At 65.4% G+C, this 26,362-nt stretch carries 27 protein-coding genes and 2 tRNA genes; 6 read left to right on the top strand and 23 right to left on the bottom strand.

Annotated features, from left to right (window positions below; genetic code table 11):
- Positions 1-26: 26 nt before the first annotated feature.
- Positions 27-102 (bottom strand) — tRNA-Lys (locus tag AZKH_RS21370).
- A 189-nt stretch (positions 103-291) separates the two neighbouring features.
- On the opposite strand from AZKH_RS21370, the gene AZKH_RS21365 reads away from it, so the two are divergent.
- Complete coding sequence (locus AZKH_RS21365) at positions 292-1,152, top strand: cation diffusion facilitator family transporter (protein WP_015437887.1); 861 nt, start codon at positions 292-294, stop codon at positions 1,150-1,152.
- A gap of 3 nt (positions 1,153-1,155) precedes the next feature.
- Here the strand turns inward: AZKH_RS21365 and AZKH_RS21360 are convergent, their stop codons facing one another.
- From AZKH_RS21360 to ybgC, 14 genes are all read right to left on the bottom strand, one after another.
- A complete protein-coding gene (locus tag AZKH_RS21360) occupies positions 1,156-1,605 on the bottom strand; it encodes a YaiI/YqxD family protein (protein WP_015437886.1) in 450 nt (149 codons plus the stop codon).
- Position 1,606: 1 nt separating this feature from the next.
- A complete protein-coding gene (locus tag AZKH_RS21355) occupies positions 1,607-2,245 on the bottom strand; it encodes a YitT family protein (RefSeq protein ID WP_015437885.1) in 639 nt (212 codons plus the stop codon).
- Between the two features lie 52 nt (positions 2,246-2,297).
- A tRNA-Lys gene (locus AZKH_RS21350) sits at positions 2,298-2,373 on the bottom strand.
- A gap of 75 nt (positions 2,374-2,448) precedes the next feature.
- Positions 2,449-3,459 carry a response regulator gene (locus tag AZKH_RS21345; protein WP_015437884.1) on the bottom strand — a complete coding sequence of 337 codons (1,011 nt, stop codon included), beginning with the start codon at positions 3,457-3,459 and terminating at the stop codon, positions 2,449-2,451.
- Between the two features lie 16 nt (positions 3,460-3,475).
- Positions 3,476-5,275, bottom strand: a complete 1,800-nt coding sequence (locus AZKH_RS21340; protein ID WP_015437883.1) for a sensor histidine kinase — start codon at positions 5,273-5,275, stop codon at positions 3,476-3,478.
- Between the two features lie 96 nt (positions 5,276-5,371).
- Positions 5,372-6,058, bottom strand: coding sequence for a 7-cyano-7-deazaguanine synthase QueC (queC, locus tag AZKH_RS21335; RefSeq protein ID WP_015437882.1), 687 nt, complete (start codon positions 6,056-6,058; stop codon positions 5,372-5,374).
- A 46-nt stretch (positions 6,059-6,104) separates the two neighbouring features.
- Positions 6,105-6,773, bottom strand: a complete 669-nt coding sequence (gene queE, locus AZKH_RS21330; protein ID WP_015437881.1) for a 7-carboxy-7-deazaguanine synthase QueE — start codon at positions 6,771-6,773, stop codon at positions 6,105-6,107.
- 1 nt (position 6,774) lies between these two features.
- Entirely contained in the window at positions 6,775-7,518 is a 744-nt protein-coding gene (ybgF, locus tag AZKH_RS21325) for a tol-pal system protein YbgF (protein ID WP_015437880.1), read from the bottom strand.
- The gene (gene pal / locus AZKH_RS21320; protein ID WP_015437879.1) at positions 7,518-8,057 is read right to left on the bottom strand and encodes a peptidoglycan-associated lipoprotein Pal; all 540 of its coding nucleotides are present in this window, start codon (positions 8,055-8,057) and stop codon (positions 7,518-7,520) included. Before pal ends, ybgF begins: the two co-directional genes overlap by 1 nt.
- A gap of 46 nt (positions 8,058-8,103) precedes the next feature.
- The gene (gene tolB, locus AZKH_RS21315) at positions 8,104-9,393 is read right to left on the bottom strand and encodes a Tol-Pal system beta propeller repeat protein TolB (RefSeq protein WP_015437878.1); all 1,290 of its coding nucleotides are present in this window, start codon (positions 9,391-9,393) and stop codon (positions 8,104-8,106) included.
- A gap of 77 nt (positions 9,394-9,470) precedes the next feature.
- Positions 9,471-10,382, bottom strand: coding sequence for an energy transducer TonB (locus tag AZKH_RS21310; protein ID WP_015437877.1), 912 nt, complete (start codon positions 10,380-10,382; stop codon positions 9,471-9,473).
- Positions 10,379-10,789, bottom strand: coding sequence for a protein TolR (tolR, locus tag AZKH_RS21305; RefSeq protein ID WP_015437876.1), 411 nt, complete (start codon positions 10,787-10,789; stop codon positions 10,379-10,381). The genes AZKH_RS21310 and tolR overlap by 4 nt, the downstream gene beginning before the upstream one ends.
- A 16-nt stretch (positions 10,790-10,805) precedes the next feature.
- A complete protein-coding gene (tolQ, locus tag AZKH_RS21300) occupies positions 10,806-11,480 on the bottom strand; it encodes a protein TolQ (protein ID WP_015437875.1) in 675 nt (224 codons plus the stop codon).
- Positions 11,477-11,887, bottom strand: coding sequence for a tol-pal system-associated acyl-CoA thioesterase (gene ybgC, locus AZKH_RS21295; protein WP_231874437.1), 411 nt, complete (start codon positions 11,885-11,887; stop codon positions 11,477-11,479). Before ybgC ends, tolQ begins: the two co-directional genes overlap by 4 nt.
- A 255-nt stretch (positions 11,888-12,142) precedes the next feature.
- Here ybgC and AZKH_RS21290 point away from each other — a divergent pair, with 255 nt between their 5' ends.
- The 5 genes from AZKH_RS21290 (at position 12,143) to AZKH_RS21270 (ending at position 16,755) form a co-directional block, all read left to right on the top strand.
- Entirely contained in the window at positions 12,143-13,324 is a 1,182-nt protein-coding gene (locus AZKH_RS21290; RefSeq protein ID WP_015437873.1) for a lipid asymmetry maintenance protein MlaB, read from the top strand.
- An 85-nt stretch (positions 13,325-13,409) separates the two neighbouring features.
- Positions 13,410-13,949, top strand: a complete 540-nt coding sequence (gene hslV, locus AZKH_RS21285) for an ATP-dependent protease subunit HslV (RefSeq protein WP_015437872.1) — start codon at positions 13,410-13,412, stop codon at positions 13,947-13,949.
- Complete coding sequence (gene hslU, locus AZKH_RS21280) at positions 13,946-15,274, top strand: ATP-dependent protease ATPase subunit HslU (protein ID WP_015437871.1); 1,329 nt, start codon at positions 13,946-13,948, stop codon at positions 15,272-15,274. The genes hslV and hslU overlap by 4 nt, the downstream gene beginning before the upstream one ends.
- A gap of 7 nt (positions 15,275-15,281) precedes the next feature.
- Positions 15,282-15,800, top strand: coding sequence for an acyloxyacyl hydrolase (locus AZKH_RS21275; RefSeq protein WP_015437870.1), 519 nt, complete (start codon positions 15,282-15,284; stop codon positions 15,798-15,800).
- Between the two features lie 79 nt (positions 15,801-15,879).
- Positions 15,880-16,755: an AEC family transporter gene (locus AZKH_RS21270; protein ID WP_041656473.1), complete on the top strand. Its 876-nt coding sequence runs from the start codon at positions 15,880-15,882 to the stop codon at positions 16,753-16,755.
- A gap of 97 nt (positions 16,756-16,852) precedes the next feature.
- Here the strand turns inward: AZKH_RS21270 and AZKH_RS21265 are convergent, their stop codons facing one another.
- From AZKH_RS21265 to AZKH_RS21230, 8 genes are all read right to left on the bottom strand, one after another.
- On the bottom strand, positions 16,853-17,626 hold the full coding sequence (locus AZKH_RS21265; RefSeq protein ID WP_015437868.1) for a slipin family protein: 774 nt from the start codon (positions 17,624-17,626) through the stop codon (positions 16,853-16,855).
- Positions 17,623-19,041, bottom strand: coding sequence for a nodulation protein NfeD (locus AZKH_RS21260; RefSeq protein ID WP_015437867.1), 1,419 nt, complete (start codon positions 19,039-19,041; stop codon positions 17,623-17,625). The genes AZKH_RS21265 and AZKH_RS21260 overlap by 4 nt, the downstream gene beginning before the upstream one ends.
- A gap of 171 nt (positions 19,042-19,212) precedes the next feature.
- On the bottom strand, positions 19,213-20,484 hold the full coding sequence (locus tag AZKH_RS21255; RefSeq protein ID WP_015437866.1) for a nitronate monooxygenase: 1,272 nt from the start codon (positions 20,482-20,484) through the stop codon (positions 19,213-19,215).
- Positions 20,485-20,632: 148 nt separating this feature from the next.
- The gene (gene cysN, locus AZKH_RS21250) at positions 20,633-21,913 is read right to left on the bottom strand and encodes a sulfate adenylyltransferase subunit CysN (protein WP_015437865.1); all 1,281 of its coding nucleotides are present in this window, start codon (positions 21,911-21,913) and stop codon (positions 20,633-20,635) included.
- A 466-nt stretch (positions 21,914-22,379) separates the two neighbouring features.
- A complete protein-coding gene (gene cysD / locus AZKH_RS21245) occupies positions 22,380-23,315 on the bottom strand; it encodes a sulfate adenylyltransferase subunit CysD (RefSeq protein ID WP_015437864.1) in 936 nt (311 codons plus the stop codon).
- 61 nt (positions 23,316-23,376) lie between these two features.
- Positions 23,377-24,147, bottom strand: a complete 771-nt coding sequence (locus AZKH_RS21240) for a phosphoadenylyl-sulfate reductase (protein WP_015437863.1) — start codon at positions 24,145-24,147, stop codon at positions 23,377-23,379.
- Positions 24,144-24,677, bottom strand: a complete 534-nt coding sequence (locus AZKH_RS21235; protein ID WP_015437862.1) for a DUF934 domain-containing protein — start codon at positions 24,675-24,677, stop codon at positions 24,144-24,146. Before AZKH_RS21235 ends, AZKH_RS21240 begins: the two co-directional genes overlap by 4 nt.
- Complete coding sequence (locus AZKH_RS21230) at positions 24,670-26,352, bottom strand: nitrite/sulfite reductase (protein WP_015437861.1); 1,683 nt, start codon at positions 26,350-26,352, stop codon at positions 24,670-24,672. The genes AZKH_RS21235 and AZKH_RS21230 overlap by 8 nt, the downstream gene beginning before the upstream one ends.
- Positions 26,353-26,362: the final 10 nt, after the last annotated feature.

Genomic DNA, 26,362 nt, shown 5'->3' with positions numbered 1-26,362 from the left:
AGAACTGGCCTTTTGCTTGAATTCTTTGGTGGGGGCAGTAGGATTCGAACCTACGACCTACTGATTAAGAGTCAGCTGCTCTACCAACTGAGCTATACCCCCCTTCGTCTTTTTAGCTGCAATCGACGAGAGCCACGCACTATAAGTGGCCTCGCAAGGCTTGTCAATACCCCATTGAATCTTCCACGCATCGGCGTCGTTGGGGCGGCTTTGTGCATGGCATCATGCGCGGGGTCGGCCGGATCGGTCATTCAACCCGGTTCTCAACGCAAGTCGTCTGGAATACGTTTCATGGAACCTCGTCACTATTTCTGGCTATCGACCGCTGCCGCGGTCGTCACCATCGTGCTCAAGACGCTCGCATGGTGGCTGACCGGCTCGATGGGGTTGCTGTCGGATGCTATGGAGTCGTTCGTCAATCTCGCGGGGGCCACTTTTGCGCTGTGGATCATCACGATCGCGAAAAGCCCGCCGGATCGCGACCATCCGCTCGGCCACAGCAAGGCGGAGTATTTTTCCAGCGGCTTCGAGGGCATCCTGATCTTCGCGGCGGCCGGGGCGATCATCTGGTCGGCTGCGGGACGCCTGTTCGCGCCCGAGCCGCTGGAGTCGGTGGGCGCCGGTTTGGCGGTTTCGACCGCGAGCAGCGTGATCAACCTGCTGGTCGCCCTGGCTCTGCGTCGGGCGTCGGTGCGTTTCCGTTCGATCGCGCTGGAAGGCGGGGCGCGGCACCTGATGACTGACGTGTGGACCTCGGCCGGGGTCATTCTCGGCGTGCTGCTGGTCGCCGCGACCGGCTGGCTGTGGCTCGATGCGGCGGTCGCGATCCTGGTGGGCCTGCACATCCTGTCCGAGGCCTGGGGGCTAATCCGGGCGTCGGCCCACGGGTTGATGGACGCGGCGCTGCCGGACGAGTCGGTGACGCGCATCGAGGCGGTGTTGCAGTCCTTCGCGTCGCGCGGCGTCTATCACACGAACCTGCGCACGCGCCGTGCCGGGGCGGAGGGCTTCGTGTATGTGGATATCCAGGTGCCGTCCGCGTGGACGATCGTGCAGACGCACGACCTGCTCGACGAGATCGAGACTGCGATCCGCAGCGAACTGCCGCAGACGCATGTGCTGACCCATCCGGAACCCGCGTCCGGCGGCTGACCCTCAGCGGCGGCGACGTTGCAGCACGGCGTCGAGCCGGTTGGCGAAGGCTTGCCGGTCGGCGGTGCTGAATGCGGCCGGCCCACCGGTCTCCACGCCGCTGCTGCGCAAGGTGTCCATGAAGTTGCGCATGTCGAGCAGTTCGCGGATGTTTTCCTTGCCATAGAGCGCGCCGCGGGGCGACAGCGCATGGGCGTCCTTCGCGACGATCTCGGCCGCAAGCGGGATGTCGGCGGTGACGACGAGGTCGCCCGGCTGCACGTTCGCGGCGATGTACTTGTCCGCCTCGTCGAAGCCGGGTGGCACCTGCACCATGCGGATCAGGGGCGAGGGCGGCACGCGGAGATGCTGGTTCGCGACCAATGTGAGGTTCAGGCCCGCGCGTGTGGCGGCGCGGAACAGGATGTCCTTGATCACGGCGGGGCAGGCATCCGCATCGACCCAGAGCTGCATGTCAGAATCCAAAGTAGCGGTCCGGCCGGTGATTGACGGCGATCACGAGATTGAGCGCCATCGCGCTCAGGACTGACAGCAGCACCTTGTCGAGCGGAACGACAAGGAGGCCCAGGCTCAGGATGGCGACGTCTGCGACCATTTGCACCGTGCCCGCGCGCCACCCTTTGCGCTTCTGCAGATAGATCGCCAGCACGCCGATGCCGCCCAGGCTTGCGCCGTGGCGGATCAGGATCAGGATGCCGACGCCGGCCAGGAGCCCGGCGGTGATCGCGGCGAATACCGGGTCGAGGCGGTCGAAGCTGACCAGCCGCGGCACGAATTCGGCGAATGCCGACAACAGGCCGACCGCGCAGAAGGTCTTCAGCGTGAAGCTGCGCCCCATCGCTCGCCACGCGAACAGGTAGAAGGGAAGGTTGAGGGCGAACAGAATGGAGCCGAGCGGCCAGCCCGCGAGGTAATGGACCAGGAAGGACAAGCCCGTCGTGCCGCCCGTGAGCAAGCGACTTTCGCGGAAGAACACCAGCGACAGCGCGACGATCAGGCAGCCGACGAGCAGCGCCTGGACGTCTTCCAGCACGCTGTGGCGGATTTCGTTCGCGTTGGCGATGTTGGGGATGTCGGCGGTGGAAGGAGCCATGGCTTGGAAAAGAAAATGCCCGGACCGGAGTCCAGGCATTTTCTTTGAAACTTGGTAGGCCGTGCTGGATTCGAACCAGCGACCAACGGATTAAAAGTCCGCTGCTCTACCAACTGAGCTAACGACCCATACTGCGAAGAGGCGAAATTCTAATTTGGAACGGGCGCGCCCGTCAACTCTGGAAGCGTGGACGAGGGCCGGTCTCAGTTCGGTGACGAGCCGAACAGGCGCCGGAAGCTCGCCCCCAGGCTTGCCATGAAGCCGGGGGTGCCGGCGGCGGCGGTGGCGGGTGCGGCTGCATCCGTCTGGCGGGCTGTCTTCTCCACGTCCGACATCAGCGAATGCATGGCGTCGGGTGCCGTATGCTCGACGGCATGCCGGAAGAGCTGTTTCGGGTCGTCGGTCAGTGCGTGGTGCTTGCGCAGCGCCGAATTCAGCACGAGCTTGAGGTAGCCCGTACGCACGGGTTTCGGGACGAAGCGGTAGATCTGCCCTTGATTGATCAGCGTCGTAATCGTGTCGGCGTCACTTTCGCCCGTGAGCATCACCGTGACAATCTCCGGATGCTTGCTCTTCATCAGGCGCACGAGCCGCGTCGCGTCGATCGAGCCGACGCGCGTCTCGGAGACGATCACCGAGACCGGTTCCTTGTTGAGGATGCCGACGGCGTCGGCGAGGTTGCGGGTGAAGGTGACGTTCGCGGCGTTGCCGACGATCTCCGAGACGGCGCGCCCCATTTCGGGGTCGTCGTCGATGACGAGGATGCGCTCGCCGTTGGCGACGAGGGGGGCATCTTCGGAAACCTCGGTCGAGGCCTTGTCGGCCGGGTGGGTGCGGGCGATCGTGACCGCCTGGCCGACGACCTTGGGCAGCTCCCCGATGTTCCAGGGTTTGTTGATGAAGCGGAAGACCTCGCTCTCATTCACCGACTGCACGATCGCCTGCATGTCGGAGTAGCCGGTGAGCAGGATGCGCATCGTGTTCGGCGACAGGCGGCGCACCTCGCGCAGGACTTCGACGCCGGTCATGCCCGGCATGCGCTGGTCGCTGATGACGACGTCGAAGCTGTGCTGCTTGACGAGCTCGAGCGCCTCGGCACCGCTGGTCGCGGTGAAGACTTCAAACTCCTTCTGCAACAGCCACTGCAGCGAGCGGACGATCCCGGGTTCGTCGTCGACGCACAGGATCTTGCCGCGGTTTTCGGGTGTGCCCATGTCGAACTCCCTGCGATCAGGCGGCCATCGCGAGTGCCGGCGCCTGCCGCAGCGGTAGCGTCACGGTGAAGGTTGTGCCGGCCCCCGGTTGGGTGCGTACGCTGATATCGCCGCCGTGGCGGGTGACGATGTCGCGCGCGATGGCGAGGCCCAGGCCCGTGCCTTCGCCGGCCGGTTTGGTGGTGTAGTACAGATCGAAGATGTGGGGCAGAACGTCGTCCGGAATGCCGCGCCCGGTATCCTCGACTTCGATGCGCACGCCGTCTTTTGTCGCCTCGCTGCGCACCGTGACCGTGCCACGGCCGTCGATCGCCTGCGCCGCGTTGTTGATGAGGTTCAGGAAGACTTGGTTGAGCTGCGACGGATTGCACTCCACGGGCGGGATGTCGCCGAGCTCCTCGACGAGTTCCACGTGCTTGGGAAGCACGGTGCGCGCAATGTAGGTCACCGTGTGCAGCGATCCGTTGAGGTTGGCATCGGCGATGGCCGCGCGGTCGAGGCGCGTGAAATCGCGCAGATTGACGACCAGTTCGGTCATCTGTTCGATGCCTTGGAGCACGTCGTGCAGCATCGCCTGCAGCATCGACACCTCGACGTTGCCGTCGCGCAGCTTTTCGAGCCGCTCCTTCAGCTGGGCGACCTTGAGCGTGACCCGGTCGCCCTCGACGCCTTCGAGGATCGTCGATAGGCGTCCGACGACCTTCATCGGCAGTTCCATGCCCTGCAACGCATCCTTGACCATCAGGATGTTGTTTTGCGAGAACGCGAGCGGCGTATTGAGCTGATGCGCGACGCCGGCGACCATCTGACCGAGCGAGGCCATTTTTTCCGATTGGGCGAGCTGCTGGTGCGCCTGTTCGCGCTCCTTGGCCTGCTCCTGGATGATCTTGTCGGCGCGCCGCACGATGAGCAGGAGGGCGCCGAAGAGCACGCCGAGCAGCACCGCGATCACCGCCAATTGGCGATTCGAACCGGATTCCACGGCGGCCTGGTTGTCGAGCGCCGCGGCGTCCACCTTCTGCTGGTTCTCGGCGGCGGTGGCCTTGGTCTGGTCGGAGGTCGCCTGGATCTGCTTGAGGAAGGGCGTGACGTCCGAATAGACCTCGAATACCCCGACGATGCGCGAGGTGCCCGGTTCGAACACCGGCAGGTAGCTGCCGATCAGGTCGCGGTTCTCGACGACGCCCTCGAAGGCGCTGAACTTCCCGCGGTGTGTGAGCTCGCTCTTGATCACGCCGTCGAAGGCCGCGCTGCGCCAGCCCTCGTTGGTGCTCTTGTCCTCGCCGATCTGCGCGTGCTCGGACGAATAGACCGTCACGCCACGCATGTCGAAGACCTTGATCTTGAAGACCGTGCTCTTCTTCATCGTGTCATAGACCTTGGCGTCGAGGTCCTGAAAGCCGGGCAGCGCCATGATCTGCTTGCCGATTGCGGCGAAGCAGGCCTTTTTCTCGGGGGGCATCGTCTTCTTGCCCTGTTCGTCGACGATGTCGGCGATCGCCCGGCAAGGCTGGGCGTCGAAACCCTGGGTCTGTGCGACGAAAGGGGCGAGATCGCGTGTCCATAGCGCGTTGGCGAACAGGCGCGTGAGGTTGACGTTGCCGGCCTCGTGAATCGCCATCAGGTCACGGCGCCCGGCCTCTTCCTGCTGCTTGGCGAAGGACTGCTGCACTTCGTTGAAGAAGGCGCGTTCCCTTGCGCCCGATTCCCGGTAGAAGCTGCTCTGCTGCTGCTCGAAGTAGAACAGCGTCAGGGCCACCAGGCCGAACATGCCCAGACTGGCCATCGTGAAATAGCGTACAAGCCTGAATCGCATCGGAACTCCCATTAGAAGGCGGCGGACATTACATCCGCAGACGGGAGATGTTACGAAAGCTTTCAGGATGGCGTGCTGACGTGCGTCAACCCTTCGTCATTGGCGGTAGGGCGTGGGGTCGGGCAGGCCGGCGGCTTCGAAACCCGCGCGGCGCAGGCGGCAGGCGTCGCAGACGCCACAGGCGCGGCCGTCGTCGTCGGCCTGGTAGCAGGATACGGTCTGGCCGTAGTCGACGCCGAGCTCCGTGCCGCGCTGGATGATCTCTGCCTTCGACAGCTGGATCAGTGGGGCGTGGATCGTGATGCGCGTGCCTTCGACGCCCGCCTTGGTGGCGAGGTTGGCCATCGCTTCGAAGGCGGCGATGAACTCGGGGCGGCAGTCGGGGTAGCCGGAATAGTCGACGGCGTTCACACCGACGAAGATGTCCCAAGCGCCGAGCACTTCAGCCCAGGCAAGGGCCATCGACAGCATGACGGTATTGCGGGCGGGGACGTAGGTGACGGGAATCCCGGCGGTGCTGCCCTCGACCGGAACCGCGATATTGGCATCGGTGAGCGCGGAGCCGCCGAACTGGCCGAGTTCGACCTGCGCGAGGCGGTGTTCGCGGGCGCCGAGCGCCAGGGCGACGCGCCGCGAGGCGTTGAGTTCGGCGGCATGGCGCTGGCCGTAGGCGACCGACAGCGCGTAGCACTCGAAGCCCATGTCGCGTGCGATCGCGAGGCAGGTCGCCGAGTCGAGTCCGCCCGAAAGCAGGATCACGGCGCGTTTGGGATGATCGGTCATGGCAATGGGCTCGGACGTCGGTGCTGAGGCGGTGGACGAGGCGCGCTCAGCGGCCGCGCGCGTCGTTCCAGAGAATCTTGTGCAACTGGAGCTGGAAGCGAACCGGCAGGCGGTCGCGCACGATCCATTCGGCGAGGGTCGTCGGATCGAGTTTGCCCTGCACCGGCGACAACAGCACCGTGCTGCGCTCGGCGAGGCGGTGCAGCGCGATCTGCGCCTTCGCCCACGCATAGTCGGCCTCGTCGGCGAGGACGATCTTGATTTCGTCGTGCGCCGTCAGGTGGGGCAGGTTGTCCCAGCGGTTGCGTGCGACTTCGCCCGAGCCGGGCGCCTTGAGATCCATGATGCGGGACACGCGCGGATCGACCGATGCGATGTCGAGTGCGCCGCTGGTTTCGAGCGACACCGAGTGTCCGGCGTCGCACAGGGCGGTCAGCAAGGGCAGGCAGCCCTTCTGGGAGAGCGGTTCCCCGCCGGTGACGCAAACGTGGCGGATGCCGAGACCGGCAACCGTGGCGAGGATGTCGTCGAGGTCGCGCGTCTCGCCGCCCTGGAAGGCGTACTCCGTGTCGCACCAGCTGCAGCGCAAGGGGCAGCCCGTGAGGCGCACGAACACCGTCGGCAGCCCGACGCGTGTCGATTCGCCCTGGATCGATGCGAAGATTTCGGTGACGCGCACGCGGGTGGCGGGCGTGGTCGCAGAAGGCGTCGGCACGTCAGGGTTTCATGCCGAGGCGCTGGCGGGCTGCCTTCGCCGCGGAGCTGTCGGGATAGCTCTGGACCAGCTTCTTGAGGGTTTCCTGCGCAGGTTTCGCCTCGCCCAAGGCCTGCTGGCAATTCGCGAGGCCCAGCATCGCGTCGGGCGCCATCGGGTCGTTCGGCCAAGTGTTCAGGATGGTCTTGAAGTAGTTGTTGGCGGTCGCGACGTCCTTCGCCTGCAGCGCGGCGTTGCCCGCCCAGAAGTTGGCGTTCGGCAGGTAGCTGCTGCGCGGGTAGGCCTTGATGAAGTGGTCGAAGCTCGCCTGGGCCTCCTTGTACTTCCCTTCCTTCAGGAGGTTCAGGCTGCTTTCGTATTCGCGCGATTCGGCGGCCGGATCCACGGCCGGGGTGGCGGCTGCCGCGGCGGTTGCAGCGGTAGCGGCCGCCGTCTCGAGCTTGCGCACGCGATTGTCGAGATCGACGTAGAAATCGCGCTGGCGCTGCTTGAGGGATTCGATGTCGTGCAGCAGGACCTCGAGCTGGCCCTGCAGCTTGGATACTTCAGTGCGGAGCTGCTCGTTCTGGCTGGCCAGTTCGAGCTGCCCGCGGCTGCTGTTTGCCTCCATCCGATCGAGCCGGGTGTTGGTTTCCGTTCGCAGATTGACGATCTGGCGCCGTGCCTCATCGTCGTCGAACAGTGCGTGCGCAGGTGCGACGTACGAGACGGAAAGCAGGACGGCGAGCGGCAGGAGGCGTTTCATCAGAATTCGCCCGAGTAGAGCATGTCACCGCGGCGGTTCTGCGCGTAGCAGGCTTCCGTCGCTTCGGAGCAGCGCGGCTTCTCTTCGCCCAGGCTGACGGACTCGATCTGCGCTTCCTTCGCGCCGAGCAGGGTCAGCGCCTTGCGCACGGCATCGGCACGCTTCTGGCCGAGGGCGAGGTTGTATTCGCGGCTGCCGCGCTCGTCGGCGTTGCCCTGGATCAGCATCTTCATCGTCGGGTTCTGGACGAGGAACTTGGCATGGGCTTCGACCAGCGGACGGAACTCATCCTTCACGACGTAGCTGTCGAAGTCGAACATGACGCTGCGCTTGGAGAGGATGTTCTTCGGGTCGGTCAGTGCCGCGATGCCCGAACCGGTAGCGCTCGGAGCGGTGACGGTAGCGACGCCGGCGCCCGACGAAGCACCGCCGGTGCGATCTTCCACGGCAGCGCCGCCCGTGGGCTGGTCGAACGTGCCGGTGCTGCTGCAAGCAGCGAGGAGGGCGGAGATGAGGGCGGGCACGACAAGCTTCTTCATTGGTCTTTCCTTTGTTTATGCGTAGGGCAGTGCAGTTGCGCGGGGGTTAACGGAGTAGCGGGCCCCAGGCGGGCTCGCGGACGTCAGCGGCCTGCACCGACAGACGCTGCTTCACCCGGCCGTCGGACGAAACTGCCGCGAGCACCCCCCGGCCACCGCTTTCCGTGGCGTAGAGGATCATGCGGCCGTTGGGCGCGAAGCTGGGCGACTCGTCACGCGTCGAGTCGGTGAGGATCGTGGTCTGACGCGTGGCGAGGTCCATGATGGCGACCTGGAAGCGTCCGTTGTTCCGGGTAATGAAGGCGAGGCTCGAGCCGTCGGCCGCGGGGCGCGGCGTCACGTTGTAGCTGCCTTCGAAGGTTACGCGCTGGGCACTGCCGCCGTTGGCCGGCGAGCGATAAATCTGCGGGCTGCCGCCGCGATCGGAGGTGAAGTAGATCCACTCGCCGTCGGGCGACCAGGCGGGTTCGGTGTCGATGCCGCTGGAGGTGGCGAGGCGGCGCACGCCCGATCCGTCGGCATTGAGCACGTAGAGCTGCGACTGGCCGTCCTTGGTCAGCACGACCGCGAGGCGCTGGCCGTCGGGCGACCAGGTCGGCGCGGAGTTCGAGCCCTTGAAGTTGGCGACGACCTGGCGCTGACCGGTCGCGAGGGTATGGACGTAGATGACCGGCTTTTTCGACTCGAAAGAAACGTAGGCGAGGCGTTGGCCGTCCGGCGCCCAGGCGGGCGAGATGATCGGTTCGCGCGAGGCGAGCGCGGTGGCGGAGTTCTGGCCGTCGGCGTCGGCGATCTGCAGCTCGTAGCGCGAGCCGCTCTTGACGACGTAGGCGATGCGGGTCGAGAAGTAGCCGGGCTGGCCGGTCAATTTCTCATAGACGAAGTCGGCGATCTTGTGGCCGATGGCGCGGTTCTGTGCCGGGGCCATGCGCATCGTCAGCCCGCCCAGTTCGTTGAGCTTCTGCGTGTCGAACAGCCGGAAACGCACCTCGAAACGGCCGTCGCCTTGCGGGTAGATGCTGCCGGCCAAGGCGGCATCGGCGCCGCGGCCGCGCAGGCCGGGGAGGTCCGGCGTGACGGTGACGGGGAGCGGCGTCAGGCCGAGGTCGATCAGGCTGAACAGGCCGCTGCGTTCGAGGTCGGCGCGCACGACGTCGGTGACGGCGCGCGGCAGGCTGCCTTCATTTTCAAAGACGGGGATTGCGACCGGAAAGCGGCTCGCGCCCGCGCCGGTGATTTCGATCGACAGTTGCGCATGGGCCAGCAGCGACAGGGCTGCCAGCGCTGCACCGACCAGCGGGCGGAAGGGAGCAGGGAGCATTTTCATGGCGGACATGGGCCTTCAAGCGGCAATTATAGCGAACGGAGCCGAATTGGTGCCGTAAGGATCCAATCTGGCGTGAATTTGCATGATCAATCTTCTAGCGGGCGGAACTTGAGTTCGAGAGTACGCTCAAAAAGTTCCCCATCCTTGGGCAAGGGGAGCGGACTGGAGCGCCGGATCGCGCGTTCGATCGCGTCGTCGAGCGCCGGCACGCCGGAGGAGCGCTTCAGCCGGATCGCCAACACTTCGCCGGTCGGCAACTGGTCGACCTCGAACACGGCTTCCGGGTTGCCGCTGAGACCGGGCGGACGCAGCAGGTTGCCGCGCACCTTGGTGCGGATGGCGTTGCTGTACACGTCGCGGGAGGCCTTGCTGCTCGCGCTCGCGGCGCGCGCGGCGTCGTCCCGCATGATGCGTTCGGCTTGTGCGCGTGCCGCGGTCTGTGCGCTTTCCTGCGCGAGGCGCTGCGCCATGTAGTCGTCGCGGGGCGGTTCGACGGTCTTCTTCGGCTCGGGCTTCGGGGGCTCCGGCTTCTTCGGCTCCGGTTTCGGCGGTTCCGGTTTCTTCGGCTCGGGCTTGGGCTCCGGCTTCGGCGGCTCTGGCTTCTTCGGCTCCGGTTTGGGCGGTTCGGGCTTTTTCGGCTCGGGTTTCTGGGCCTTGTTCGCGATGTCGGGCTTGGGCTCGGGCTTCGGTTCCGGCTTGGGCTGTGGCTTGGGCGGTTCCGGTTTCGGCTCGGGTTTGGGCTGGGGTTTCGGCGGCTCCGGTTTGGGTTCCGGCTTCGGTTCCGGCTTCGGCGGGGGCGGCGGCGGCTCGGTCGGGGCGGAGGCCGGCGCCGGCGCGCCAACGAGGTCGACCTGCATCGCGGCCGGCGGGCTGCTCTGCCAACGGATGCCGAACACCAGGAAGGCGATCAGCACGACGTGCACGCCGAGGGTGAGCGCGAGCGAGGCCCATTTGCCGGGCTGTTCGCGCTTCGCGATGTGCAGGGGCGTGTCGTTCATCGGCTGCTGCTGGCGTTCGTTTGCAGGCCGACCTTCTGAATCCCGGCCTGGCGCAGACCGTTCAGCGTGTCCATGACCTTTTCGTAGGAGACGCGCTTGCTGGCGGCGATCACGACGGGCTGCTGCGGATTGCGTTCGATGGCTTCGCGCAGGCGCCGCAGCAGCTCCGTGTTGCTCATCGGCTGCTTGGTGGCGCTCGCGTTCTGCTGGAAGCCGAGGCTACCGTCGTGCTCGACGACGACGTACATCGCTTCGACGGCCGGTTGCGGGACGTCGGCCACCGAGGGCAGGTCGACGCTCCCGGTCTGGATCATCGGCGCCGTGACCATGAAGATCACGAGCAGGACCAGCATCACGTCGATGTAGGGCACGACGTTGATCTGGTTCATCAGGCGACGCTGGCGCATGCGAGTTCTCCGCCGCTCAGCGCAACTGGCGTTGCAGGATGTTCGAGAACTCTTCCATGAAGCTCTCGAAGCGGATGCTGATGCGGTCGATGTCGTGCGCGAAGCGGTTGTAGGCGACGACGGCGGGGATCGCGGCGAAGAGGCCGATCGCAGTGGCGACGAGCGCCTCGGCAATGCCCGGTGCGACGTTGGCGAGGGTCGCGGAGCTGACGTTGGACAGGCCGCGGAAGGCGTTCATGATCCCCCACACGGTGCCGAAGAGACCGATGTAGGGCGACACCGAGCCGACCGAGGCGAGGAAGGCGAGGTGGGCTTCGAGGTCGTCGACCTCGCGCTGGTAGGTCGCGCGCATCGCACGGCGCGCGCCGTCGATGATCGCGCCGTGATCGTGGCTCTTGACCCGCAGCTTGCTGAATTCACGGTAGCCGGCTTCGAAGATGCGTTCCATGCCGCCGGTGTCGTGGCGTGCGGCCGCGGCCGATTGGTACAGCGAGTTGAGGTCGCCTCCGCTCCAGAAGTCGCGTTCGAAGGTGTTCGTCTTGTTGCGCGCGCCGCGGATCTGGAAGGACTTGCGGAAGATCCAGTACCAGGACATTACCGACAGGGCGGCCAGCAGGGCCATGACGAGTTGCGCCAGGAGGCTCGCCTGGCTGACTAGGCTGATGATCGAGAGATCGTGGGAGACATTCATGCTTGAACGAGTTCTTTAAGTTTTTCCCGCATGTCGGGGGGGATCGGAGTGGGGCGTTTCTTGTCCAGATTGATACAAGCGATGACGAAGCGGCCGCGGAACAGCAACTCGTCGCCGCGCATCACCTTCTGCACGAACACGAGACTCGCGCCGCCGAGGGTTTCGATCGTCGACACGACATGTAACGCATCATCGAGCAATCCGGGTGACACGTATTCGCCATTTATTGATCGAACCACGAAAGCCAGGCGCTGCTCGGCCAGCATCAACTGTTGTTCGAAGCCCGCGGCGCGGAGCCATTCCGTCCGCGCCCGCTCGCAAAAACGCAGGTAGTTGGCGTAGTAGATGACGCCCGCGGCGTCGGTGTCTTCGTAATAGACGCGAACCGGCAGGGTGAAGGCCGTCATCGGGGCTTCACCGCCGGTGCTGACAGGAGGGAATGGGTGCATCGCAGCATTCTAGCCGAGCCGATGGCGATCGTTACATTTGCCGCATTGCAATAGTTTTGCAAAACGTTTTAGATCGTTCGGAGCATATTTGCCCAGAATGGCGGGCAGCGGGAGCTGGTCATCGCCCGGGAGCGAGCAGCAGAGCGGGCCAAAGTGCTATGCTGGGCGCCCTACCCCAAAAGTTTTCGTCAATTCCTTCGGACAGGTTGCAACGTGGTTCTTCCATTCTTCGGCAAGAAGCCCGCTCCGCGTGTGCCGGATGTCGCGCCGGAGCCGGTCGCCCAGGCGCCGGAACCGCCGGAGTTGTCGACCCTCGATTTCTCGGTCGGCGACCCGACGCGGGTGCTCGCGCATTGCGCGGGGCAGGTCGAAGTGCAGGAAATCGGGGGCGGTTCGGGGATCGGAGCGGCGTACGAGGAAGCGGCGGTGCTCTATGCCAATGGCAGTACGGTCGAGGCCGAGGCCCTGCTCAACGGCGTGCTCGACGGCGACGCGAGCCACACCGGCGAGGGGGTGTGGATGATGCTGCTCGATCTGTACCGGCTCACCGGCCAGCGCCAGAGCTTCGAGACGCGCGTACTCGACTACGCGACGCGCTTCGAACGCTCGCCGCCGCCCTGGCTCGATCTGTCGAGCGAGTCCGGCCAGGCGACGCGCCCCCGTCAGGCGCCTTTGGTGAACTTGGCTGGCGCGCTGTCGGGACAGGCGGCGAGTCAGTTCGAACAGATTGGGGTGATTGCGAAGAAGAGCGGATCGATCCGGATCGATCTGGGGCGGCTTCGCTCGGTCGACGTCACTGGATGTTCGCAGTTTCGTGCAGTCTTGCGCGAGTTGGCCGCGGAGCGGGTGAAGGTGTCGCTGCTCAACTGCGGTGCGCTCGCGGAAATGCTGTCCGGTCAGGTCCGTCCGGGCCAGGCCGAGGGGCGCGACATGTGGTTGCTGCAGCTTGAGCTGCTGCAGCACCTCGGAGAGCAGGAGCGCTTCGAGGATCTCGCGGTCGATTACGCGATTACCTTCGAGGAGTCGCCGCCGTCATGGGAGCCGCGCGCCGAGGCGCAGGCGACGACGAGTGCGATCGTGACCCACGAAGTGGTGATGGATCTGGATGCGCCCGCCGCGTCCAAGGAATTCGTGCTGGAGGGCGAGCTGACGAGCGCGTCGGTGGAGAAGATCCGCCAGCTTGCCGCTCAGGCCGCCAATCTGCAGCAGCTCGAGGTCGAGTGCGCGCAGCTGCGGCGCATCGATTTCGTCAGCGCGGGCACGCTGTTCAACATCCTCGCGACGCTGCAGGCGCAGGGGAAGCAGATCGTGCTGCGTAATGTCAATGCAATGGTGGCGGCGCTGCTGCGGGTCATGGGCGTCGATCAGGTCGCCGTGGTGATGCTGCGCGGCTGAGGCTGCGGGCTGCATCCCGTTCGGGCGAAGTCATGCAACGCAGAGGGCGCGGCGCGGATGCCGTGCCGGGCTCAAGGACAGATCAATGGAACAGTACCACGGGACAACGATTCTTTCGGTGCGGCGCGGCAACCGCGTCGCGCTGGGCGGTGACGGTCAGGTCACGCTGGGCAACATCGTCATCAAGGCGACTGCGCGAAAGGTGCGCCCGATCTACCAGGGCAAGATCCTGGCGGGATTCGCCGGCGGCACCGCGGACGCCTTTACGCTGATCGAGCGTTTCGAGGCAAAGCTCGAGAAGCACCAGGGCAACCTGCTGAGGAGCGCCGTGGAACTGGCGAAGGATTGGCGCACCGATCGCATCCTGCGTCGTCTCGAGGCGATGCTGGCGGTCGCCGACCGCGACAATTCGCTGGTGATCACCGGCAACGGCGACGTGCTGGAGCCCGAGCAGGGGATCGTCGCGATCGGCAGCGGCGGCGCCTACGCGCAGTCGGCAGCCCGCGCCTTGCTCGAGAATACCGACCTGCCGCCCGAGGAGATCGTGCGCAAGTCGCTGCAGATTGCCGGCGATCTGTGCATCTATACGAACCAGAGTCACGTGATCGAGGTGCTTGAGGGATGACGCAGATGACCCCCCCGGAGATTGTCTCCGAACTCGACAAACATATCGTCGGCCAGGGCAAGGCAAAGAAAGCCGTCGCGATTGCCTTGCGCAACCGCTGGCGCCGGGCGCAGGTCGAGGAGCCGTTGCGCAGCGAGATCACGCCGAAGAACATCCTGATGATCGGACCGACCGGCGTCGGCAAGACCGAGATCGCGCGGCGTCTGGCGCGGCTGGCCAACGCACCTTTCATCAAGATCGAAGCGACCAAGTTCACCGAGGTCGGCTACGTTGGCCGCGACGTCGAAACGATCATCCGCGATCTCGCGGAAATCGCGATCAAGGATGGACGCGAGCGGGCGATGAAGCGGGTGCGCGACCGCGCGATGGATGCGGCCGAGGATCGCGTGCTCGACGCGCTGCTGCCGCCGGCGCGCCCCGTTGGCCTCACGGAGCCCGAGCCGCAGGATTCGGCGACGCGCCAGAAATTCCGCAAGAAGCTGCGCGAAGGCGAACTGAACGACAAGGAAATCGAGATCGAGGTCGCCACTCACGCCATGACGGCCGAGATCTTCGCGCCGCCCGGCATGGAGGAGCTGACGCAGCAGATCCAGGGCATGTTCCAGAATCTCGGCGGCGGCAAGAAGAAGCTGCGCAAGATGAAGATTAGCGACGCGCTGAAGGCGATGGCCGACGAGGAGGCCGCGCGCCTGATCAACGACGAGGAGGTGAAGGCCGAGGCGATCACCGCCGTCGAGCAGAACGGCATTGTGTTCCTCGACGAGATCGACAAGATCGCGGCGCGCTCCGACATGCATGGCGCCGATGTGTCGCGTCAGGGCGTACAACGCGACCTGCTGCCGCTGGTCGAAGGTACGACGGTATCGACCAAGTACGGCATGATCCGCACGGACCACGTCCTGTTCATCGCGAGCGGGGCCTTCCACCTGTCGAAGCCGAGCGACCTGATTCCGGAGCTGCAGGGCCGTTTCCCGATCCGAGTTGAACTGGAGAGCCTGTCGGTCGAGGATTTCGAGCGCATCCTGACCCAGACCGATGCGTGCCTGACGCGCCAGTACCAGGCTTTGCTCGCGACCGACGGGGTGAATGTGGAATTTGGCACGGACGGCATCCGGCGGATCGCTGAAATTGCCTTCCAGGTGAACGAAAAGACCGAGAATATCGGCGCGCGGCGCTTATACACCGTGATGGAAAGACTACTCGAGGAAGTGTCTTTTGACGCAGGCAAGAGCGGACTCGAGAAGGTCGCTGTGGACGCCGCGTATGTCGATGCGAGGCTCGAAATGTTCGCGCAGCGGGAGGATCTCGCGCGCTACGTCCTGTGAGGTGACTATGAAGCTCTGGACAACTCTGGCGGTGGCGGCGCTGGTGGCTGCGGGTCCGGCCTTCGCAGACGGCCTGACGGTAGGGGTGATGGGCGGAAAGCACAACGGCTACGAGCGCTTCGGTGCGAATTTGCGTCTCAGCCCGATGTGGGAGCGCGACTGGGGGGGCTGGCACGCGGCCCTTCACCCCGAGTTCGAGCTGACACATTTCCGCCACGAGGGCGGCAATGGGCCGGACGCGCTCAACGAGGCTGGCGGGCTGGGGCTCTTGCGCATGACCTACGGGGAGGCTGGACTTCGTCCCTATGCCGAAATCGGCCTCGGCGGCGCCTTGCTGAGTCGCACAAGGCTCGGTCCGAAGGAGTTGTCGACGAATTTTCAGTTTACCGAACGCCTCGGCCTCGGCCTCGAATTCGGACGGCGATTCAGCGCCGGCTGGCGTTTTTCGCATTACTCGAATGCCGATATCGCGAAGCCGAACGACGGCCTGGACGTGCATGAGGTCGTGCTGGGCTTGAAGTTCTGATCGCTTCATCGAGGATGACGAAGGGCCCGTCCGCGGGCCCTTCTTTTTTTTGGCGCTGTTCTCACTAGACCTCTGGCACATGCTGCTGCGTATCGTATCGATCCTGTTCCCGCTGTTTTCGCTGACCGCGCTCGGCTATTTCGTCGGAAAGCGCATGCGGCCGGATCTGTCGCACGCGAACAAGCTCAACATGGACGTGTTCGTGCCGGCACTGGTGTTCGCGGCCCTCGCCAACAAGGAATTTCGGATTGCGGATTTCGGTGCGCTGGGCGTGGCAACGCTGATCGTCGTGGTCGGTTCCGGTCTCGTCGGCTGGTTGCTCGCGCGTCAGGCGGGCGTCGCGCCGAAGACTTTCGTGCCGCCGATGATGTTCAACAATTGCGGCAACCTCGGCCTGCCGCTGTCGGTGCTCGCCTTCGGCGATGCCGCGCTGGCGCCGGCGGTCGTGATGTTCATGGTGTCGAACCTGCTGCATTTCTCGTTCGGCGCGTGGCTGCTCGACCATCGCATCAAGCTCTGGACGGTGTGGAAGGTCCCGTCGGTGCTCGCGACGCTGCTGGGCCTCGCGGTGGGCATCGCCGGCGTTCAGGTGTGGCCGCCGCTGATGCTCGCGATCAAGATGCTGGGCGACATCGCGATCCCGCTGATGCTCTTCGCGCTGGGCGTGCGCCTCACCGATTCGCGCATCTCGTCGATCGGCCTGGGGCTATACAGTGCCGTGGCGCGCCCGGTGGCCGGCATGCTGCTCGCGCTCGGCGTGCTGCTCGTCTTCGACCTGCCGCCCCAGCAGCAGGCCTTGATGCTCGTATTCGGCGCGCTGCCGCCGGCGGTGCTGAACTACATTTTCGCCGAGCGCTACCATCAGGAGCCGGAGGCCGTCGCGTCGATGGTCTTGATCGGCAACGTGGCGGCGGTGCTGTTCCTGCCGATCGCGCTGGCAATGGTCCTGCCCTGACTGAAGGTCGTCCGCATCCGCTCCGAAGGCAAGCGCAACAAGCGCGTGACGATCGCGTTCGCGGAGTGATGCGCGGCGGGCCGTCAGAAGCCAGCGTTCAGGGCTGGGGCGGACGTATCGCCGCCGAGAGCAATTCCTTAAGCGTGTCGACCGGCACGGGGAAGACGATCGTCGAAGCCTTGTCGCCGGCGATCTGCGTGAGCGTCTGCAGGTAGCGCAGCTGTATCGCGGCCGGTTCGCGCGCGAGCGTCGTGGCCGCTTGCAGCAGGCTCTCCGCGGCCTGTCGCTCGCCTTCCGCGTGGATCACCTTGGCGCGCCGTTCGCGCTCGGCCTCGGCCTGGCGGGCGATCGCACGGATCATCGTCTCGTTGAGGTCGATGTGCTTGATCTCGACGTTGGCGACCTTGATGCCCCAGCCGTCGGTCTGCGCGTCGAGGATCTGCTGCACGTCGAGATTGAGCCGCTCGCGCTCGGCCAGCATCTCGTCGAGCTCGTGCTTGCCGAGCACGGCGCGCAGCGTCGTCTGGGCGAGCTGGCTCGTCGCCATGAGGTAATTCTCGACCTGGATGATTGCCCTTTGCGGGTCGATGACGCGGAAGAAGACGATCGCGTTGACCTTGACCGACACGTTGTCGCGCGAGATGACGTCCTGGCTCGGTACGTCGAGCGTGACCACGCGCAGGTCGACCTTCACCATCTGCTGGATGCCCGGCAGCACGACGATGAGGCCCGGACCCTTGACCCGCCAGAAGCGGCCGAGCATGAACACGACTCCGCGTTCGTATTCGCGCAGCACGCGCAGCGAGCTGGCGACCAGCGCGACGAGCACGAGGAGGATCGTGCCGAGGCCCAGGTTGAGGTCGTAGATCATGATGGGCTCCCTTCCGTGAGTGTGGTGTCCGGGGTGCTGGCCAGCGGTTCGACGCGTAGCGTCAGGCCGTCGAGGCCGACGACGCGCACGCGTGCGCCCGGCACGAGCGGCGCCGGGCTGCTCACGCGCCAGGATTCTCCCTGGACGAAGGCCCAGGTGCCGTCCGGCGTGACGCTGCGAACGGTGGCGACCGCGCCGATCATGTTTTCGCGTCCGCTGACGACAGGCTGGCGCCGGGTTCGCGCGGCGAAGCTGCCGACCGCGAAGAGCAGGGCGGCGCTGGCGGTGCTGAGTCCGATCAGGAAGCCGAGGGGGATGCCGTAGCCCGGTGCGTCGGTATCCATCAGAAAGAGTCCGCCGATGACGAAGGCGACAATGCCGCCGACGCCCAGCGCGCCGAAGCTCGGCAGGAAGGCTTCGGCGATCATCATGCTTGCGCCGACCAACAGCAGCGCGACGCCGGCCCAATTCACGGGCAGCAGATGGAATGCATACAGCGCCAACATCAGGCAGATCAGCCCGGTCACGCCTGGTACCGCCGTGCCGGGGGTCGTGAACTCGAAGTACAGGCCGTAGATGCCGATCATCATCAGGATCAGCGCGAGCTGGGGATTGGAGATCAGCGACAGGAGGCGGTTGCGCCAGTCGGGCGTCACGCGCTCGACGGTGATGGAGGCCGTCGCGAGGTGCCGTGTCGTTCCATCCGAGAGCTTCACCGTGCGGCCGTCGAGCTTCGCCAGCAGTTCGGCCTCGTCCTGCGCGATCAGCTCGATCACGCCGCCCGCCAGCGCATCTTCGGCCGACAGGCTGGCCGCGTCGCGCACCGCGCGTTCGGCGAAGTCGGCATTGCGGCCGCGCAGTTGAGCGAGGCTGCGGATGTAGGCCGCGGCATCGTTGCGCGCCTTTTCCATCATCGTGTCGCCGCTCGCGCCGTGCTCCTTGCGGTCCTGGTCCTTGTTCGACGCCTTGTCGCCGTCGTCAGCGCCGGGTGAGCGTCCGCCGCCCAGACCGATCGCGACCGGCGTCGCTGCGCCGAGGTTCGTCGCCGGTGCCATCGCCGCGACATGGCTGGCGTAGAGGATGTAGGTGCCGGCGCTCGCCGCGCGGGCGCCCTTCGGGCCGACCCAGGCGACGATCGGGATCGGGGAGGATAGGATGTCCTTGATGATGGCGCGCATCGCGGTATCGAGCCCGCCCGGCGTGTCCATCGCGAGCACGGCGAGCTCCGCGTGTCGTTCCGCGGCCCGCGCGAGCTGGTGGGTAACGAAGTCCGCGGTGGCCGGGCCGATCACGCCGTCGATACGCAGCACGACAGCGGGACCGGTGGCCGGCGCACCCGCGACCGGCCGCGGGATCAGGAGGAAGCCGATGATCAGCAATCCGAGCGCGACCAAGGCCCAAATGATTCTCCGCATACGCGATCCCTCCGTCGGCGGCAGCGGTGCCGTGACATGCATGAAGCATCCACCCGTATGAGTGGCGGGCGCGTGCTTGCGTTCCCCGGGGCGGGCGGGCCAAAGAAAAGGGGCGTAGCCGCCAGTCTTGCGGCTACGCCCCGAGGTCCGGCGCGGGCGGAGGTCGGTCGCTCAGACCGCGGCGGACGCGTTCGGCTCGACTTGCGGCAAGGCGATCTTGTTGTCCTTGCTGTACTGGTAGTCGTGGAAGATGTGCTCGGCGCTGAGGATCTGGTAGGTGCCGTCGGCGAGCTTGTTGGTCGTGTCCTTGAGCCGGTAGGTGTAGTGGCCGCAGGTCCAGCAGTCGAAGTTGCGCATGTGCGTGCACAGGCAGGTCTTGTCCATCACCTGCAGGCGGCGTGCGTCCGGATGGGCGGCGAGCTCGCGGTTGAAGGCCGTGATGTAGGCGCAGTTGCCGTTGCCGTCGAGCAGATAGCCGTAGGCTTCGCAGTTCGGGCGGATGCCCGAGCCGATCGCGGGGCTGCTCTTGAGCATCCGCATCGGGTAGCCGGTCGGCGAGATGCCGTTGACCTCGATGTCCTCTTCCTGGGCCTTGAAGTACTCCTGTTGCACTTCGGGCGGCAGGCCGCATTCCTGCGAGACGGTGAAGCGGGTCGCGACCTGCACGGCTGCCGCACCCGCTTCGAGGAAGTTCACGGCGTCGCTGCCGGTGAAGATGCCGCCGGCGGGGATCAACGGGATGTCGAGCTTCTCAGCGAGGAGGTACTCGCGGATTTCCGCGACGATGGTATGGAGGTCGTACTGCGCCCAGTCCATGCCGAAGCCGAGGTGGCCACCGGCGAGCGGGCCTTCGACGACGACGAAGTCGGGCAGGCGGTTGGTGCGTGCGGACTTGCGCAGGAAGAGCTGCAGCGCGCGCAACGAGGACACGATAATGCCGAGCTTGACGTCGCGGAAGCGCGGATGGTCCTCGATCAGCGCGAAGGAGCCGAGGTGCAGGCCAGCGGCGAGCGTGATGCCGTCGATGCCGGCATCCATCGCCGCGCGCAGGCGGACGCGCAGCGTCTCCTTCGGGCCGTTCATCGTCAGCTTTTCCATGCAGTTCATGAAGATCAGCCCGTCGCCGCGTTTGCGCTCCATGGTGCGCGCGACGTGCGTCTTCTGGGCCTCTTCGAGGAGGCCGAGATCGAACTGCACTTCCGACTTGTCGGTATTGGCGACGTTGTACTTGTACTGCTTGAGTTTGTCGCGGACGTACTTGGTGTCGTAGCGGCGGTCGCTCACGGTCGGCACCATCGCATCCGAGATGTGCCCGATGCCGCCCAGCCGTGCGGCTTCGAGCGACAGGTCGGCCGTGGAGATGTCTACGCCCATCCCGCCAATGACGATCGGTACATAGTCCCTGCTCCCGAATCGCAGGCGGAAATCATCGAGACATTTCATGAGGGTCTTCTATCTTTCTTGCTGTGCCGCGCAGCAACGTAAAAACGGCAGTCCAGCATTTTCCCACACCCGGGGCTTTCACGGGTAATACTCGCGCCCCGGTCGCGCGCAGCGCCCCGGGGTGGGGAACGACGGACGCCGTGCGGTATCAGCCGATCATGCCGGCGCCGACCGTGTTGTTGGTGCTTTCGTCGATGATGATGAAGGCGCCGGTGGCACGGTTGTCGGCGTACCGGTCGGCGAAAATCGGCTGAGCGAGTTTGAGCGTGAGGTGCGCGATATCGTTCATCGCGAGCGACGTGACGCTTTCCTGCTCGAGCGTGTTCACATTCAGTCGATAGTCGATCTTCGCGACCTTGGCCTTCACTTCGCGCGTCGTGTGGCGCAGCAGGTAAGTGCGCGCCGGCGACAGCGGAGTCTCGGACAGCCAGCACAGCGTGGCATCGATTTGTTTCAGGGATTCGGGCGCTTCGGCGCTCTTCACGATCATGTCGCCGCGCGAGATGTCGATTTCGTCGGCGAGCAGCAGCGTGACCGATTGTTCGTGGATCGCTCCGAGCTGGCTGACGCCACCCAGCTGGACATCCTTGACGGTGCTGGACCGCCCCGAGGGCAGGACCGTGATTTCGTCGCCGACGGCGATCTCGCCCGATTCGACGCGGCCCATGAAGCCCCGGTAGTCGTGTAGTTCAGGATTGGCGGAGTCCTGCGGGCGGCAGACGAACTGGACCGGGAAGCGGAAGTTCTCGGCCTGTTCGGTGTGCGCGGCGGGCACGCCTTCGAGGATCTGCAGTAGCGTCGGGCCGTCGTACCAGCCGAGGCGCTCGCCGCGGTCGACGATCATGTCGCCGTTCAGCGCGGACAGCGGGATGAAGCGGACGTCCTTGATGCCGAGTTTTTCGGCGAAGGCGAGGTAGTCGGCTTTGATGCGTTCGAAGGTGGCCTGGTCGTAGTCGACGAGATCCATCTTGTTCACTGCGACGAGGAGATGCGGGATGCCGACGAGGCTCGCGAGGTAGGAGTGGCGGCGGGTCTGCGTGAGGACGCCCTTGCGCGCATCGACGAGGATGATCGCGAGGTTGGCCGTCGAGGCGGCGGTCACCATGTTGCGGGTGTACTGCTCGTGGCCCGGGGCGTCGGCGATGATGTACTTGCGCGTGCCGGTGGAGAAGTAGCGGTAGGCGACGTCGATGGTGATGCCTTGCTCGCGCTCGGCTTGCAGGCCGTCGGTGAGGAGCGACAGGTCGACGGCGCTCATGCCGCGCTTGGCCGAGGTCTTTTCGATGGCGTTGAGGGTGTCGGCGAGGATGGTCTTGGTGTCGAACAGCAGGCGGCCGATCAGCGTGCTTTTGCCGTCGTCGACGCTGCCGCAGGTCAGGAAGCGCAGCAGGCCGTGGTCGGTGTCGGGCAGGTTTTCGAGGGCGGACATGGTTTTCGTTCCTTCAAGCTTTCGAGAATTCTGGTGGTGCTTAAATCGTTGTTTGCGGCCGGGGTGCTAATCCGCCGGCGCCGCGCGGGGTATTCGCTCTGCGGCTGCGGAACTCGCGGTGCGGCGCGCTTCCGCGCCTGCGCTCAGACAGTCCTCGCCGCGCCGCGAACACCCCACACGTCCCCGGCTACGGTCAGTTGTGGCGGGAGAGCTTTCTTCCTTTGGCACTCTGCTCTTCATCCCTTGGGAGTCGCCGCCATGCATCAGGCGGACAGAGCTTAGGTTTTCCATTCAGCCTGCACTCTTCAAGAGTGGAGTGGGGTGTTTGCGGAGCGGCGAGGACTGTCTGAGCAGACAGCGCGGCAGCGCGCTGTACTGCGAGTTCCGCAGCCGACGGAGCAAATTCCCCGCTCCGCTCGCTTAGCACCCCGCACTCCGGCCACCCCGGAAACAAAGCCCCAAAAACTCAGAAATACCCTTCCTTCTTCCGCTGCTCCATCGAAGCCTCAGAGGTCTGGTCGTCCAGACGTGTAGCGCCGCGCTCGGTAATGGTGGTGGTGGCAGTTTCAATCACGATCTTCTCGACGGTGTCGGCGTCCGACTCCACCGGGGCCGTGCAGGAGATGTCGCCAACGGTGCGGAAGCGCACCTGCAGCTCGACAATTTCCTCGCCGGCCTTGGGCAGGTTGGTCAGTTCGCCGCTCATCAGCGGCACGTTGACCGGCACGATGGCGCCCTGGCGGATGACCACCGGGCGCTGGTGGGCGAAGTAGATCGAAGGCAGTTCGAGCTTCTCGCGCTCGATGTACTGCCAGACGTCCATTTCCGTCCAGTTGGAGATCGGGAAGGCGCGGATGTTCTCGCCCTTATGGCTGCGAGCGTTGTAGAGGTTCCACAGCTCCGGACGCTGGTTCTTCGGATCCCACTGACCGAACTCGTCGCGGAAGCTCATGATCCGCTCTTTCGCGCGGGCCTTCTCCTCGTCGCGGCGGGCGCCGCCGATGCAGGCATCGAAACCGAACTCTTCGATCGCCTCAAGGAGGGTTACCGACTGGTGCTTGTTGCGCGACTCGTTCTCGTGCTTCAGCACGACGGTGCCGCGCTTCATGGAGTCTTCCACCGAGCGCACGATCAGCCGCTCGCCCAATTCGGCTGCGCGCTTGTCGCGGAACTCGACCACTTCCTTGTAGTTGTGGCCGGTATCGATGTGCATCAGCGGGAAGGGGAACTTGCCCGGGCGGAACGCCTTCTCGGCGATGCGCAGCATGCAGATCGAATCCTTGCCGCCGGAGAAGAGCAGCACCGGGTTCGCGCACTGGCCGGCGACCTCGCGCATGATGTGGATGGCCTCGGCTTCCAGCCAGTCGAGGTGGGACAGGGTTTGTCGGGTCAGCGTGGACATGGTTGCTTCTTGATGTTGGAGATTCGGTGCTTGGGCGCCGCGTCGTCGCGGCGCCCCGGGCTCAGCCCTTCTTGACGTGCAGCCCGCACTCCTTGGAGGTCGGGTCTTCCCACCACCAGCGGCCGGCGCGGACGTCTTCGCCGACGGCGATGGCGCGCGTGCAGGGCGCACAGCCGATGCTGGGATAGAACTGGTCGTGCAGCGCGTTGTACGGCGTCTCGTGCATGCGGATGTAGGCCCAGACCTCGGTCTCGGTCCAGTCCGACAGCGGATTGAACTTCACCAACTGGTTGCCTTCGTCGAACTCGCGCGTCGGCAGGCCGCTACGGGTCGCGGCTTGCGCGGCACGCAGCCCGGTGATCCAGGCCTTCTTGCCGGCGAGCGCACGCTGCAGCGGCTCGACCTTGCGCATGTGGCAGCAGGCCTTGCGCATCTCGATCGATTCGTAGAAGGCGTTGATGCCGTGGGTGCGGACGTAGGTCTCGACCGCGTCCGACTTCGGGAAGAACACCTTCAGCTTCGTGCCGTAGTGCTGCTCCACCTCGCCCATCAGTGTGTAGGTCTCGGCGGGCAGACGGCCGGTGTCGAGCGAGAAGACTTCGATCGGCAACTGTTCGCGCAGGATCAGGTCGGTGAGGACCATGTCCTCGGCGCCGAAGCTGTTCGCGAAAGTGATTTCTCCGGCGCTGCCGAACTCGGCGACCGCCGCGCGCAGCAGTTCGAGGGCGGCATCGGTCTTCGTGCTGACGATCTCGACCAGGTCGGGAGTCAGCTCGGGATGCGTGGCCGGATTCTTCGCGGCCGGACGCAGCATCGAGACGGCGCCACTCATGCCTTTGCTCCAGTGCGCGCAACGCGGCGGAAGAGCGGCTGGGGATCGACGACCGAAGCCTGGTAGGGCACGGTGAAGTCGCGCAGGCTCGCAATGGCCGCGTCAAGCTGCGCGTCGGTGTAGCGGCCTTCGCGCGGCTGCAGCGTGTCGAAGCCGCAGCGCGTGAGGTAGTTGAACTGGTCGCGCAGGACCTCGCCGAAGGCGATCAGCTGGCCCGTGTAGCCGTAACGGGTGCGCAGCAGCGCCGCCGTCGAGTAACCGCGGCCGTCGGCGAACTTGGGGAAGTCGACGGCGATCACGGGCAGGCGTGCGATGTCGTCGGTGACGTCTTCGGGGCCCTGATGGCTCGCGAACCACAGGCCCACATCGCCGCGCGCGAGGAGTTCATCGCGACGGGCGAGCCACACGGCGAGCGGCACGATCACGCGTCCGGCGGGGATTTCAACGCCGGCGACGTCGTCGCCTTCGGGGAGCGGGAGGATGCGCCAGTCGCTCGCGGCGATCTGGCCGTTCTTGATCACTTTAGACATTCGCGGCCTTCCTGTGGGGCTGACGATTCGCATACACGCGCGCCTTGAACGGATCGAGGCCGATGCGGCGCACGGTATCGATGAAGAGTTCGTCTTCGTGGCGTTCTTCGATGTAGGTTTCGATGAGTTCCGAGATCACGTCGGCCATCTCGGCGCGCGCGAACGACGGGCCGATGACCTTGCCGATCCCGGCGTGGTTGCCCTGGCTGCCGCCGATCGTGACCTGGTACCACTCCTCGCCGTTCTTATCGACGCCGAGGATGCCGATGTGGCCGACATGGTGGTGGCCGCAGGCGTTCATGCAGCCGGAGATGTTGATCTCGATGTCGCCGATGTCGTGCAGGTAGTCGAGGTCGTCGAAACGTTCCTGGATCGCGGCGGCGATCGGGATCGACTTGGCGTTCGCGAGCGAGCAGAAGTCGCCGCCCGGGCAGCAGATGATGTCGGTGAGGAGGCCGATGTTCGGGGTCGCGAGGCCGGCCTTGCGGGCGAGGCCCCACAGCGTGTAGAGCTCGGACTTCTTCACGTCGGCGAGCACGAGGTTCTGCTCGTGCGTGACGCGCGCTTCGCCGAAGCTGAAGCGGTCAGCCCAGTCGGCGACGAGCTCCATCTGCTCGGAGGTGATGTCGCCCGGAGGCACGCCGGGCTTTTTCAGCGACAGCGTGACCGACGCGTAGCCGGGCTTCTTGTGCGCGCGGACGTTGCGCTTCACCCACGACGCGAACGCGAGGTCCTCGGCGATGTGGTGGTGATAGCCGGCGTCGTCGGCGGGCAGCGTTTCGTAGGCGGGATCCTCGAAGAAGTCGGCGACGCGGTGCACTTCCTCGACGGTGAGCGTGTTGGGGCCGTCCTTGACGTGCGCCCATTCCTCGCGCACCTGCCAGCGGAACTCGTCGATGCCGAGCGCGCTGACGAGGATCTTGATCCGCGCCTTGAAGCTGTTGTCGCGGCGGCCGTAGCGGTTATACACGCGCAGCACCGCTTCGCAGTAAGTAATGATGTGCTGCCACGGCACGAAGGACTCGATCTCGCGGCCGATGATCGGGGTGCGGCCGAGGCCGCCGCCGACCAGGACGCGGAAACCGATCTCGCCCGCTTCGTTCTTCTTGAGATCGAGGCCGATGTCGTGCACCTGGATCACCGCCCGGTCTTCCTTCGCGCCGTTGACGGCAATCTTGAACTTGCGCGGCAGATAGGCGAATTCGGGGTGGAAGGTGGCCCACTGGCGCAGGATCTCGGCCCACGGACGGGGATCGATGAGCTCGTCGCCGGCGACGCCCGCGAAGGGGTCGGAGGTGAAGTTGCGGATGCAGTTGCCCGAGGTCTGGATCGAATGCATTTCGACCGTCGCGAGTTCGGCGCAGATCTCGGGGATCACTTCCATCGGCGCCCAGTTGAACTGCACGTTCTGGCGTGTCGTGAAGTGGAGGTAGCCCTTGTCGTAGGTGCGCGCGAGGTAGGCGAGCTTGCGCAGCTGGCGGCTGGCGAGGTGGCCGTAGGGGATCGAGATGCGGTACATCGGCGCGTGGCGCTGGATGTACAGGCCGTTCTGCAGGCGCACGGGCCGGAACTCGTCGTCGCTCAGCTCGCCGGCGAGGTGGCGGCGCATCTGGTCGCGGAATTGCGCGACACGCTCGTCGACAAGCCGCTGGTCATAGTCGTCGTATCGGTACATCTCGTCTCTC

It is taken from the genome of Azoarcus sp. KH32C (assembly GCF_000349945.1).
GTDB lineage: Bacteria > Pseudomonadota > Gammaproteobacteria > Burkholderiales > Rhodocyclaceae > Aromatoleum.
Note: the sequence above shows the minus strand (reverse complement) of the source record. Positions and strands in the feature narration are given on the sequence as shown.